The sequence below is a fragment of the Dickeya sp. MK7 genome, assembly GCF_000406305.1.
In the GTDB taxonomy this organism is placed as follows: Bacteria; Pseudomonadota; Gammaproteobacteria; order Enterobacterales; family Enterobacteriaceae; genus Dickeya; species Dickeya fangzhongdai.
In genome coordinates, this window is the sequence record NZ_CM001984.1 from 3,110,391 (window position 1) to 3,123,971 (window position 13,581).

Genomic DNA, 13,581 nt, shown 5'->3' on the forward strand with positions numbered 1-13,581 from the left:
TCGTTTTTTATCTGCGATTTCCCTGCACGGCTACTCGCCATATGACAACGTGCCGCATGGCGTATATTGCTGTTGAGGGTTCATTCCGGATGAGCCGACACGGAGCTCGCGACATAAAAATCCGCCTCGCTGGGTGGTAACGGCGTACGTCCGCGAATCCGATCGGCGATTTTCTCCGCCATCATGATCGTGGTGGCGTTGAGGTTACCGGTAATAATCTGCGGCATGATCGACGCATCCACCACCCGCAATCCGGAAAGCCCGTGCACCTGCCCTTGACCGTCCACCACCGCCATCGCATCCTGCCCCATCTTGCAGGAACCGCAAGGATGGTAGGCGGTTTCCGCCTGCCGGCGAATAAACGCATCCAGCTCGTTGTCACTCTGCGCCTGCGGCCCCGGACTGATTTCTACCCCCCGATAACGATCCAACGCCGGCTGCGATATGATTTCCCGGGTAATGCGAATCGCCGCGCGAAACTCCTGCCAGTCCTGTTCAGTCGACATATAGTTGAACAGAATACTCGGGTGTTGACGCGGATCGCCGGATCGCACATGGACACGGCCGCGGCTTGGCGAACGCATCGATCCGACATGCGCCTGAAAACCGTGTTCACGCACGGCCTGAGAGCCGTTGTAATTGATCGCCACCGGTAAAAAGTGGAATTGCAGGTTAGGCCAGTCAAATGCTTCGCTGCTGCGAATAAACCCACCGGCTTCAAACTGATTGCTGGCGCCGATACCGGTACCGAAAAACAACCATTCGGCGCCAATCTTCGGCTGATTGATCCACTTCAGCGCCGGATAAAGCGAAACCGGCTGTTTACAGCGGTACTGCAGATACATTTCCAGATGGTCCTGCAGATTCTGCCCCACGCCCGGCAAATGCTGCACCAGCGGAATATCCAGACTGCGCAACAAATCCGCCGGGCCGACGCCGGAGCGCTGCAATATCTGCGGCGATGCAATCGCTCCCGCGCACAGCAGGACTTCACGCCGGGCGAAAACCTGCTGCGGCTGATTGTTGTCGCCACGCAGATAGCTGACGCCGGTCGCCCGCTTGCCGTCGAACAGGAGGCGATCGGTCAGCGCATGGGTCACGATGGTCAGATTCGCTCGCCCCCGCGCCATGTCCAGATAACCGCGGGCGGTGCTGGCCCGGCGTCCGTCGGGGGTTACCGTGCGATCCATGGGGCCAAACCCTTCCTGCTGATAGCCGTTCAGGTCATCCGTACGCGGATAACCCGCCTGCACGCCTGCGGCGACCATCGCATGAAAAAGCTCGTTGTTTCCAGCTTTGGGTGTCGTCACACACACCGGTCCCTGATCGCCGTGATATGCATCAGCGTCACTGTCGCGCCGTTCCGCCAGGCGAAAATACGGCAGGCAGTCGCGATAGCGCCAGTCTGCCAGGCCGGGCAAGCTCGCCCAGTGTTCAAAATCCATAGCGTTGCCGCGGATGTAGCACATGCCGTTGATCAGCGACGATCCGCCCAATCCTTTACCGCGCCCACACTCCATCCGCCGGTTATCCATGTACGGCTCAGGATCGGTTTCATACGCCCAGTTGTAGCGCCTCCCCTGTAACGGCCAGGCCAGTGCGGCCGGCATCTGAGTTCGAAAATCCAGCCGGTAATCGGGGCCGCCCGCCTCCAGCAGCAGAACGCTGACATCAGGGTCTTCCGTCAACCGGGCGGCCAGCACGTTGCCGGCAGAGCCGGCGCCAATAATGATGTAGTCATAATCCATGTCATCCTCCGTCAGCATTAAAAAATCGGATTGAAATCTCCCAGTTCGACCTGAATGGATTTGGTTTGGGTGTAGCTTTGCAACGTGACGATGCCGTTTTCACGTCCGATCCCCGAGTGCTTGTAACCGCCGACCGGCATCTGCGCCGGCGATTCGCCCCAGGTGTTGATCCAGCCGATTCCGGCCTGCAACTGATGGATAACCCGATGCGCCCGGCTGATATCGCGCGTCACCACGCCAGCCGCCAATCCATAATCGGTAGCGTTGGCGCGCCGAATCACCTCTTCTTCATCGCCGTATGTGAGGATGCTCATCACCGGCCCGAAAATCTCTTCGCGCACGATGGTCATGTCATCCCGGCAATCGGTGAATACCGTGGGAGCCACCCAGGCGCCGCGAGCGAATGCGTCGCCTTCAGGCACATCGCCTCCGGTCAACAATCTGGCGCCTTGTGTCTTGCCGAGTTCGATGTAACGCAGCACTGACTCCCGGTGGGCAACGCTCACCAGCGGACCAAAATTCACCGTTAGGTCGGTCGGGTCGCCCATGCGGATACGAGCCACGCGCTCAAGAATTTTGTGCTCAAAAGCCCGCTTCAGCGCAGCCGGGATAAATACCCGCGTACCATTGGTACACACCTGGCCGCTACTGAAAAAGTTGGCCGCCATGGCGATATCGGCGGCCCGATCCAAATCGGCGTCATCAAAAATAATCAGCGGCGATTTGCCGCCCAGTTCCATCGTCACCGCTTTAAGGCTGGACTCAGCGGCATTCGCCATCACCGTTTTGCCGCTAGCCACGCTGCCGGTAAAAGACACTTTGGCGATGCCGGGATGACGCGTCAGCGCCTGACCAACGCGCTTGCCGCTACCGGTCAGTACATTGAATACGCCCGCCGGCAGCCCCGCCTCATGATAGATCTCCGCCAATTGCAAGGTTGTCAGCGAGGTCAGTTCGCTGGGTTTAAAGATCATGGCGTTGCCCGCCGCCAGCGCAGGGGCGGATTTCCAGAGCGCAATCTGAATCGGGTAATTCCAGGCGCCAATCGCCGCCGCCACGCCCAACGGCTCTCGCCGGGTATAGACAAAGGACAGATCGCGCAGCGGGATCTGCTGCCCTTCCAGCGATGGCGCCAGCCCGGCGTAATACTCCAGCACATCAGCCCCGGTGGCGATGTCCACCGTTCGGGTTTCCGCCAACGGTTTGCCGGTATCATGGGTTTCCATCAATGCCAGCTCGTCATTGCGTTCGCGAAGTATCGCCACGGCGCGCTGCAACACCCGCGCCCGTTGTATCGCCGTCATCGCAGCCCATACGCGTTGCCCATGCTGCGCAGACGCGACCGCCCGTTCGATATCGCCGACCGTGGCTTCCTGTAGCTGGGCGATGACTTCGCCCGTCGCCGGATTAACGGCAGGAAAGCTGTCGTTACCGTCGCTGTTGACCCGTTCGCCGTGGATAAACAGCGGCTGTAAACCATAACGTGACATGATCAGTTCTCCTGTTCAGGTGTGGCGCAGGGCGCTGTCCTCAGCAGACAGTCGATAAAGTGGCAGGCAACCGCCAGAGACTCCTCCCGGTTCCCCTCCTTGTCGTTCAGCGCGCTGCGCAGCCACAATCCGTCAATTAGCCCCGCCAAACCTCTTGCCGCACGGCGCGCCTCTTCACGCGGTAAACAGCGACGAAATTCGACGCACAGGTTGGAATAAAGCCGGCGGCTGCTGACGCGTTGCAGTCGGTAAAGGTTGGGGGAATGCATGCTGCTGGCCCAAAAGGCCAGCCAGGTTTTCATCGCTGCGGCGCTGGTTTGGCTCGCATCGAAATTCCCTGCCACCATCGCCTGTAACCGTAACCTGGGGTCGTCTGACGTCAGCGCGGCCAGACGCGTTCTGACGGCGGTGCCCAACAGACGCAACAGGTAACGCATGGTGGCGTCAAGCAGGCCATTTTTGTCCTGAAAATAGTGGCTGATGATGCCGTTAGAAACGCCCGCTCGTCGGGCAATCTGCGCAATGGACGCCTCATGCAGTCCCACTTCGTCAATCGCCATCAATGTGGCGTCGATCAATTGCTGTCGCCTGATCGGTTGCATCCCGACTTTGGGCATAAACACCTCCTGTGGCGGACGTATTACGGCTGCGTCAGCCGAATTGTTGTCTGGTTATCAAGGGTTCATTGAAACTTTTTTTAATTGAACGATCAATCAAAAATAAATCCACCCCACAAATCGCAGGAACGACGACAACCGCGAGAGATCGATCAGCTCACGTTTTTGCGATCAATTCCGGTTTCTGGTGGTTTGCGGTTTCTGGCGAGCAAGGTATACTGGGCCATCGAAATGAAATAGTGTTTTAAAAAATGTAGTTGTCCGCACATATAAAGGAACGAACATGAAAATTGCACTGATTAACGAGAACAGCCAGGCCGCAAAGAACGCGATTATCGCCGCAGCCCTGTCCAAAGCCGTTGAACCGCAGGGTCACACCGTATACAACTACGGTCAATATGCTGTTGAAGATGCTGCACAGCTGACCTACATCCAGAACGGTATCCTGGCTGCCATCCTGCTGAACTCCGGTGCCGCTGATTTCGTGGTCACGGGTTGTGGTACTGGTCAGGGCGCCATGCTGGCCTGTAACTCTTTCCCGGGTGTGATCTGTGGTCTGGTTGTTGACCCGTCTGACGCTTACCTGTTCTCCCAGATCAACAACGGTAACGCGGTTTCTCTGCCTTACGCCAAAGGCTTTGGCTGGGGCGCCGAGCTGAACCTGGAAAACCTGTTCACTCAGTTGTTCAAAGAAGAAGGCGGCCGCGGCTACCCGAGCGATCGCGTAGTTCCGCAGCAGCGTAACAAGAAAATCCTGGATGCCGTTAAAGAGGTGACCTACCGCGACCTGATCACCATTCTGAAAGGTCTGGATCAGGATCTGGTCAAAGGCGCTATTGCCGGTCCGAAATTCCAGGAATATTTCTTCGCTAACAGCACCAACGCTGAACTGACCAGCTACATCAAATCCCTGCTGAACTAATTCCGCCGGGTAGCGTTATTCTGACCACCGCCCCGGCGGTGGTCTTTTTTTATCGGTTATTTGGCGTGCTTCCGTTCAGGTCGAACAACAGTTAGCCAGACGTTTCAAAAGCCTGAAATACTGCTTGACCATAACAGGGTGACTCCCTATAGTAGCGCCCCGTTGCCCCTGACGGCGACAATCCGGTGAGGTGTCCGAGTGGCTGAAGGAGCACGCCTGGAAAGTGTGTATACGTGAAAACGTATCGAGGGTTCGAATCCCTCCCTCACCGCCAGATTAAAAACAAAAACCCCAGACTTGCGTCTGGGGTTTTTGTTTTTTAACCGCTGATGGGACGGATGAGAACCCGCGACAGGATTCGACAAAACGGCCCGCCGTTTTGGACCGCCGTAGACGACCAGTATGGCGAGCGCTGCGCGCAAGTCTATCCCAACCGAACCGACTTCCCTTCCCAAACCATGTCTGAGTTTTTACCCGCGATCGGGCTCGGCGAGAATCCATGCCGAAGTCGACAAGATGGCCCGTTGCCAGACAGCATCGCAACGGTAGATGTTCACCGAAAAGAAAAACCATTTGTTAAAAGCAAAAAATATTAACTTTCCTTTACATGACAATCTGTTCCATGCATTCTCTTTGACACTGCCCTCTTTAGAATACTGCAATCATATTATCCCAACATTAAACAACTCGTTGATATAAGAACCAAATAACAAATCAAACTATTAATCATCCAGCTTATATTTTCCATGGAAACCTAAATAAAAATCGATTTTTTATTGTCATTAATGTTCACTTAATCTAAATAAAATAAATTCAGCGCGGTAAGATAATTATACTTTTTTACCTCCATCCTCATTTCTGGCGGAGCATTTCAACATGACCATTGTGAAAAAATTAGCTATCGCAATCAGTATATTTTCCCTGGCGCTGATTAGCGTAGGTGGTTTCGGTCTTCATTCACTTAGCCAGTCAAAAGATCGTCTGGAATATGTGATGACTAACACATTACCCAGCCTTGATAATTTGGTGAAATCGAATAATGCATTAAACGATGCACGTAGCGATCTGGCGCTTATTTTTCTTACCCGGGAAGAGCAACAGCGCAATACCTTAAAACGAGCGCTTGATGACTCGCTGAGCAGCGTTGAAAAACTGAATGCCACGTATAAAAAGGATCTGGTCTCTGACAACAAAGATGCGCAGATGGCTAATGATAATCTGCAATATCTGAGCGACTTCCGTGCCGCTAAAGATAAGCTTTTTCAGCAGTCCCAAACCGATACTCAGGCCGCAGAGAAGGCCTTTGCCTCTCAGGGCTATGTCACGCTGGCTCAGGAGAAACTGGTAAAAGGCTTTCAGGATCAGTACAACTACAACGTCGGTCTGGCCGGCGGACTGCAGGAGCAAAATACCACCAGTTTCAAACAGGCGTTCTTCGGGCTGGTCGGGTTGATTGTGGTTGCCCTGCTCGCCGCCGGCACCTTGTCCACGGTGATTATCAGCTATGTGCGCGCCAGCCTGAACGCCCTGCGTCAGACGCTGCTCACCGTTAGTGAAAATCTGGATTTAACCCTGCAGGCCGACACCAGAAAGAACGATGAAATCGGCCAGACCGCCAGCGCCTTTAACAACCTGATTCAGCGGTTCGCCACCGTTCTGGCTAACGTGCGTTCCGCCAGTGAAAGCGTTTCAACGGCATCCGGTGAAATCGCCGCCGCCAACGAAGACCTTTCCGCCAGAACGGAAGAACAGGCCTCTTCGCTGGCGCAGACCGCCGCCAGCATGCATGAAATCTCATCCACCATCGAAAGTAATGTCGACAATACCGCCCAGGCCAATCGGCTGGGTCAGCAAGCGAGCGTTGCGGTCCAACATGGCGATGAAGCGGTGCAGCGTATGATGCGCGCAATGGAAGAGATCGCCCATGGGTCAGAAAAAGTGGCCGATATCACCAATCTCATTGAGGGTATCGCCTTCCAGACCAATATCCTGGCGCTGAATGCCGCTGTGGAAGCCGCACGGGCAGGTGAACATGGGCGTGGTTTCGCGGTGGTGGCCGGCGAGGTCCGCACGCTGTCCCAGCGTTCCTCATCCGCCGCCAAAGAGATCAAGACGCTGATCGACAGTGCGATTGCCGCCGTACAGCATGGTGCGGTGCAGGCTGACGAAGTCCGTGATTCCATCAATAACGTGAAAGGCGTAATTCAGAACGTGTCCAGCCTGGTCAATGAAGTGTCGCTGGCGTCGGAAGAACAAAGTCGCGGCATATCCCAGATTAACACCGCCATCAACCAGATGGAGGCAGTTACACAGCAGAATGCCGCCATGGTGGAGCAAGCCTCATCCGCAGCGGACTCACTCAACGAGCAGGCAACCAAATTGCGCCAGTCGGTGGAGGCCTTCAAACTGCAGGGGAACGGCCATTTTACCGACTCGTATGCCATGAACGACATACAGCCATTACGCCTCGGCCATCACTGATCGGTTTCGCACCTAACAACAGGGCTGCTTTCGCAGCCCTTAGTGCATTGACAGACCCATGCTATTAACAACCGGAGGTCGCGAACGCACCATTCTCGTCCATTTTCAGAGCTCGTGCCGCCATGTTAAACATGATTCACCAATTTTCTGGGTCTGCTCATCATACGAGCTCTGTCACTCAGCAATAACCGACAAGCGTCACCTTCTCTAATTTATGTGCTATCGCCAACAGCGGCTATCACACAACACCTTCAACAATATATGACACCACTAACAAAGCCATAATGCGTGCGACGCTCCACATTTGTCTTACACATTCCTTATACTGGACTGCCCCCGCTCCGGTAGACGAACCTGCCCTATAGTTTGAACTGACCCCGCTCCGGTAGACGAACCTGCCCTATAGTTTGAGCATAGGAGGAGCATATGGGCACACCACGATTTACACCTGAATTTAAGGAAGAGGCCGTCCGTCAAATCACGGAGCGCGGCTATTCCGTTGCCGAAGTATCCGAGCGACTGGGCGTACTGACTCTTATATCCTTGACGTTGATATCTTTTGTAACGGCGAGCAGCCTCATATTATGAATCAATAGTATGACTAAATGAGACATAAGGACGCTGAACATCAGTATCGGGGCGAAAAGACAAAGACAAGCGCAGCGCTATTATGCAATAACCATTCAGCGTACTGTGTGAGCCAATATTTATACAGCTCATGATTCCAACTAGCTGATTGATATATAGTTTCAAATATTAATAGCATACCCGGAGTAAAGACGGTATCGTCAGTTTTAAGGATTCTGGGTCACTATCGGAGACAAGTATGATAGGGGCCAAGTTCTGCACTTTACAAAAGATCATGTTAACCCTAAGAGGCATAAATCAGTGAATATTCAGCATTTTATTGAAAATGAAGAGATTTATTTCGCGCCAATGCTGGAAAGACAAAAAAATGCTACGGAAGAAGATAAATTGATGTGGCGCACTGAAAATGTGCATCAACGGCGTCAACGCGTCTCGCTGGAGCTTTTTCAACGACTCCAGGGAAAAGTAGCTTTCGGCCCCTTTAAAAATTTATTACTAACCCAGGATACCTGGTGGGGAAAATCGGATTTAGGGTCAATGCTGCTTGGCCTTTATGAGAAGGAAATCCTGGATTTTATCTGCCATACCGAATCCAACCAATTTGATACATTTATCGATATTGGGGCAGCGGATGGCTACTATGCCTGTGGAATGCTTTTGAGCAAAAAAGTACGCCATGCTATCTGCTTTGAGCAGAACAAACATGGGCAAGAAGTCATTGCAGAAAATTGGCGCAGGAATGGTGCGGTCGGAGAACTGCAGATATTCGGAGAAGCCAATTCAAATAACTTGTCACTGATTCAACATGTTGATTTCCATAAAGCTCTGATGCTGATTGATATTGAAGGTGCTGAATTTGATGTGTTAAATGAGGCATTCATAGAAAAAATACAAGGCGCAACAATTATTATTGAAATTCACAACTGGATAGACGGTTTTCTCGGTAAGTATCGAGAGCTGCTACATATTCTTGATCAATATTTCAATATCAATGTATTGGATCGTGTCGAACGTCCCACCGTTCATCTGGATATCCTACGCGATTTTACTGATGACAACCGCTTATTGCTAACATCTGAGGCGAGACCTTGCCTGATGCGCTTTTTGCTTTTAACCCCTAAAAACTAATCGACGCACAAAAATATCAAACAAGAGATGCTATCCCACTTATACGTCAATAATCAAAAATAGCATCATTCTCTCTGAAAACAGGGCTGCGAAAGCAGCCCTGTTGCTATTTGGGAAAAACTGCTCAGGAATACGCCACCAGCGTACGCTGGCACAGTTCGGAGCGAACGCAGTCCTCTTTGCCAAAGGTGACAATGCCCACCATACCATCTTCCGTAAATCGCTCCAGCGCATCGCGCAGGCCCGATTTCACGCCGGCAGGCAAGTCACATTGCGTAATATCGCCATTGACAATCACCGTGACATTCTCGCCCAGACGCGTCAGGAACATCTTCATCTGATTGACGGTAACGTTCTGCGCTTCGTCCAGAATCACCACTGCGTTTTCGAACGTCCGTCCGCGCATATAGGCGAATGGCGAGATCTCCACCTTGGCGATTTCCGGCCGCAGGCAGTACTGCAAGAAGGAAGAGCCGAGCCGACGTTGCAACACGTCATACACCGGCCGAAAATAAGGCGCGAATTTCTCCGCGATGTCGCCCGGCAGGAAGCCGAGATCTTCCTCCGCCTGCAATACCGGCCGCGTAACAATAATACGTTCAACCTCTTTATGAAGCAGTGCTTCGGCCGCTTTGGCCGCACTGAGAAACGTTTTGCCACAACCCGCCTCACCGGTGGCAAAGATTAACTGTTTATTTTCTATTGCAGACAAGTAGTGTTCCTGAGCTGGGGTTCGGGCCTCAATCACTGAGTTGTCGCGGCTTTCACGCGCCATACCGATAGCTTCAATTCCGCCCAACTGAACCAGAGAAGTGACCGAATCTTCTTCACGCTGACGATGACTGCGCGATTCGCGTCTGATAACACGTTTGGCTTCACGACGCGCTTTGATCACTGCTTTTTGTCTTCCCATAGTGGCACCTTACAGTTTGTTTCACTGACCGTACGACCCAGGGCCGACGGTGTTTTGTTCACAAATGAGGTTTGGCTTCCTTATTAAGCCGTAACGCAGGTGGAATGAAAAAAGCCGATGCGAAGTTGGCGCTGTCGCCTTTAGTGGCATGACGGCGCGTTCGGCATCGGCTTTGAAGAATGGAGCGGGAATCACTCCAGGGACCATATCGCAACAACCAGGGGACAGTGAGAAAATGAAGCGGGAGGGAGATCCTCCGCATCGATGAAGCGGTAAATACGGGCGAATTTGCTGACTATTCCGTCCAGGGAAGGACTCTACCATTCGCGCTCCTCACTGTGACAATAACTATTCGGGTGAATAATGATTGACCGTATCAGGCACCTGACATCTGAGGATGAAATTACCGCCCACAGATGTCATTAAGATGACAGTGCTATATTTTGCCCCGGTATGGCAAGTATTTTCACATCACCATAACATAAAACTATGAGCTGGATTTCCTCCGCCGGCCAGCGGAGGAATGCGAAGGTTAGTAATGCTTCTGCCAGTGCAGATATTGATCGTACTTCCGCAGAGCGCTGCGGTATGTATTCTGCTCGATATCAGGCAAATAATCGCAAATACGCTGCTGAATATTGCCATCCGAGGAGAAGCTCTCCTGCGGGTAATTCTTCGACAGCAGCAATTCATCAAGACGCCGCAAGCGGATGACATATTCCCGCATCGTGCTGTGGCGCACCTCAGTCTGTTCGATCAGATACTGCGTGAACGCTTTGATATCGAAATAATTGGCGTGTGTATTGCAGGAAACTTCACTGCAGAAACGACATAAGGGGATGAGTTCTTCCTGCACAGATTCCCAGATAGTGTTGTCAATCAGCCGATCCATCATGGCTATCGACTTTTTATTGATGAGCTGATCGCGAAATACCAGCGAAACACGATCCAGTTCCTTGGCACAATTGGCGCAGTGTGTTTGCCTGTGTTTGAAGTCTTTCAAATAACGGCTCAGAAGCTGCTTCTTCCTGGTTGCTTGAGGCATGAGTCCATTCCTGACAGTAGTGTGGGTACAACTACATATCTGCGCGCTCCAAAATTAAACGTCACTCATTAATTTCGCACGCAGACGCTTTATCGCCTGGCTATGCAACTGACTAACGCGCGACTCCCCGACTTCCAGAACCGCCCCAATCTCCTTTAGGTTAAGTTCTTCCTGGTAATAGAGGGTCAACACCATTTTCTCTCGCTCTGGTAGGCTCTCAATCGCGTCCATCACTCGCTGGCGTAAATTCACGTCCATCAGTTGATTTAACGGATTGGCTTCTTCATTTCCTTCCAGTAACGCCTCAGCGCTATCCCCATGCTCTTCCCGCCACTCATCGTAAGAAAACAACTGGCTATTGTTGGTATCCAGAAGAATCTGGCGATACTCCTCCAGCGAGATATTCAGGGTTTGGGCTACTTCCTGTTCGGTAGGAGCCCGGCCGAGTGACTGTTCAGCCTGTTGCATTGCCTGAGCGACTTCCCGGGCGTTACGCCTGACACTGCGCGGCGCCCAGTCCCGGCTGCGCAGCTCATCCAGCATCGCGCCACGAATACGTTGCACGGCATAGGTGGTGAATGCCGTGCCCTGCAACGAATCATAACGTTCTACGGCACTGAGCAGCCCAATGCCCCCCGCTTGCAGGAGATCATCGAGCTCGACGCTTGCCGGAAGACGAACCTGTAAGCGTAAGGCTTCATGGCGCACCAGGGGAACATAGCGCTTCCATAATGAATTTTTATCCATTGTGCCTTCAGCGGTATACAGTTCGCTCACAGTGATAAATACCTATAAAATTAAGGTGCTCAGCAACATTATGCGTTTAGCATACTATGGCAATCGGCAGAATAGGTGTAGAAAAAAGGCTTTTTTCAGATATGCAACCGGATTCCCATTTCTGAATATTGTAGCCGCTATAGCGTAAGGTGGGTACCTTCCCTCGGTCAGAGTCAGCCATTTTTGTGATGTACAGTTATTGACTGATAATGCAAGAAACTATTAATACAATAATAGTCATGACGACGGAAGAGAATCAGCCTGTTTGCAGATGCTTACGCTGATAAACCGCCGTATCGGATAATCAGCATAATAAAATATGGCTGAGGAATAAGGCACCATCCCACTGGCACCTTATTCCTACTGCTCAGTCAATTTTAGCCATTAAGCTTATTGCCATATTTTTCAACAAGATAATCTTTATATTCCGAATAGCGATTTTGCGCATCCTTGATAGTCGTCACCACCCAGGCGAATGAGTTTTCTCTGTGATTGACGTCACATGCCGAGGTCGAGTCTATCCTTGAAATATCATGCATAGCGGGTATCTCATCCACCGCGGCAGAAAGCGCGACCTGATCCAAAAACCAAACAACGTTATTTTTGTTCAGATTATCCCAGATAAAGCGTGCAGCTTTATCAATAAACGCTGTTGACAGCTCCCCACCTTTAAGATAGACAAAGCCTGCGAATACTTTCTCCCAGAATGGGGAGTTATCATCTTTCGTAATCAGTATATCACCTGATAAATCAATAGAATGCTCGATTAAGCTCCAGTTCTTCCTCACCAGACAATCCGCATCCAGAATCAATAATGGTCCTTCGTTTATAGATAACAAATAGCTGGCAAAAATAAACCGTCTCGATGCATAGTGAACATTTACCCCAGGGACATTCCCAACGACCTCCATTGAGCAAGAAATATTCAGCTCTGGGAATTGCCGTTTTTTCTCCTTAATGTCATTAAATGTTTCATCATCGATATCATAAACATGGATGTGAACATTCAAGCTATCTTTATTTGTTTCATATAATGAATATAACAAATAAATGGCATGCTGATGGTAATATTTTACATCACAGGAAACCAAAACCGTAGGCTTATCATTCTTGTTGTCTTTATGTAGTAGCCATTTATAACTCTCATAAGGTAATTGGATTTTTTCTGAAATGAGAGATGTGAAATCAATATAACTATTTGGATAACCACCATTTTTAAATACGGTCGTAACTATCATCAGCAATGCCAGTGGATCTTCGCCGATTAAGTACGAATTTTCAGACATCTTCTTAACAAGAAGAAATGCGTACTCATAGTTCTCTTCGAGAATACAGGTAAGTAATAAAATCTTGAAGACAACAGGCACATCAACCAATAACGAAAAGTTACTTTCTATCAAAGTAATAGCATGCTCTACCGCGCCCACACGGAATAAAACTTGTATCGATGCGACCAAATACTCCAGGTTCGGAGCCAGATTGATAACATCAATAAGTGAATTGACGATACCCTCTACATAATCGGGAGGTAACTGAACTTGTTGTCCGCCCCATTTATCATCGAATGCCAGATTAGACAACGCAATGGTCTGCAACATTAACCTAAGTGCTTTATCCTGCGCTTCAGGCAAATTACTTGGACTATCAGCCAACTTCTTGTTCAACAAATAAAAATTACAGCTTCTTTTGCCAATTAAATCAATCACCATATCTTTCGGAAGATCGCCAACATCACCAAGCATAATTTCTCGACTAAACACATCGCGATAATATTGATGCGCGGATCTCATATGCATGTAATTCTTCATAAATAGCCTTCTAAAAAGGTTTTTCTGTACTGAGACTATCAACCATATGGCGTAAAAAGCACTA

At 50.8% G+C, this 13,581-nt stretch carries 10 protein-coding genes, 1 tRNA gene and 1 pseudogene; 5 read left to right on the plus strand and 7 right to left on the minus strand.

The window, feature by feature from the left end:
• Positions 1-80: 80 nt before the first annotated feature.
• The 3 genes from betA to betI are packed head-to-tail and all read right to left on the minus strand — an operon-like array spanning position 81 to position 3,855.
• A complete protein-coding gene (betA, locus tag DXXMK7_RS13370; protein ID WP_038921032.1) occupies positions 81-1,748 on the minus strand; it encodes a choline dehydrogenase in 1,668 nt (555 codons plus the stop codon).
• Positions 1,749-1,765: 17 nt separating this feature from the next.
• Positions 1,766-3,238 carry a betaine-aldehyde dehydrogenase gene (gene betB / locus DXXMK7_RS13375; protein ID WP_038919542.1) on the minus strand — a complete coding sequence of 491 codons (1,473 nt, stop codon included), beginning with the start codon at positions 3,236-3,238 and terminating at the stop codon, positions 1,766-1,768.
• Positions 3,239-3,240: 2 nt separating this feature from the next.
• Positions 3,241-3,855: a transcriptional regulator BetI gene (gene betI, locus DXXMK7_RS13380; protein ID WP_038919543.1), complete on the minus strand. Its 615-nt coding sequence runs from the start codon at positions 3,853-3,855 to the stop codon at positions 3,241-3,243.
• A gap of 283 nt (positions 3,856-4,138) precedes the next feature.
• On the opposite strand from betI, the gene DXXMK7_RS13385 reads away from it, so the two are divergent.
• The 5 genes and pseudogenes from DXXMK7_RS13385 to DXXMK7_RS13400 all read left to right on the plus strand — a co-directional run bounded on the left by DXXMK7_RS13385 (position 4,139) and on the right by DXXMK7_RS13400 (position 8,974).
• A complete protein-coding gene (locus tag DXXMK7_RS13385; RefSeq protein WP_038667967.1) occupies positions 4,139-4,777 on the plus strand; it encodes an RpiB/LacA/LacB family sugar-phosphate isomerase in 639 nt (212 codons plus the stop codon).
• A 184-nt stretch (positions 4,778-4,961) separates the two neighbouring features.
• Positions 4,962-5,051 (plus strand) — tRNA-Ser (locus tag DXXMK7_RS13390).
• A gap of 602 nt (positions 5,052-5,653) precedes the next feature.
• Positions 5,654-7,258, plus strand: coding sequence for a methyl-accepting chemotaxis protein (locus DXXMK7_RS13395; protein WP_038919544.1), 1,605 nt, complete (start codon positions 5,654-5,656; stop codon positions 7,256-7,258).
• A 426-nt stretch (positions 7,259-7,684) separates the two neighbouring features.
• Positions 7,685-7,786: pseudogene (locus tag DXXMK7_RS21965) on the plus strand (transposase); the annotation flags it as partial.
• Between the two features lie 360 nt (positions 7,787-8,146).
• Positions 8,147-8,974: an FkbM family methyltransferase gene (locus tag DXXMK7_RS13400; RefSeq protein ID WP_033567679.1), complete on the plus strand. Its 828-nt coding sequence runs from the start codon at positions 8,147-8,149 to the stop codon at positions 8,972-8,974.
• Between the two features lie 124 nt (positions 8,975-9,098).
• Here DXXMK7_RS13400 and phoH read toward each other — a convergent pair whose 3' ends face one another.
• The 4 genes from phoH to DXXMK7_RS13420 form a co-directional block, all read right to left on the minus strand.
• Positions 9,099-9,887, minus strand: coding sequence for a phosphate starvation-inducible protein PhoH (gene phoH / locus DXXMK7_RS13405; protein ID WP_038919546.1), 789 nt, complete (start codon positions 9,885-9,887; stop codon positions 9,099-9,101).
• Positions 9,888-10,419: 532 nt separating this feature from the next.
• A complete protein-coding gene (gene fliZ / locus DXXMK7_RS13410; RefSeq protein WP_038667959.1) occupies positions 10,420-10,932 on the minus strand; it encodes a flagella biosynthesis regulatory protein FliZ in 513 nt (170 codons plus the stop codon).
• Positions 10,933-10,986: 54 nt separating this feature from the next.
• On the minus strand, positions 10,987-11,709 hold the full coding sequence (locus DXXMK7_RS13415; RefSeq protein WP_013318476.1) for an RNA polymerase sigma factor FliA: 723 nt from the start codon (positions 11,707-11,709) through the stop codon (positions 10,987-10,989).
• A gap of 377 nt (positions 11,710-12,086) precedes the next feature.
• Complete coding sequence (locus DXXMK7_RS13420) at positions 12,087-13,517, minus strand: hypothetical protein (protein WP_038919547.1); 1,431 nt, start codon at positions 13,515-13,517, stop codon at positions 12,087-12,089.
• Positions 13,518-13,581: the final 64 nt, after the last annotated feature.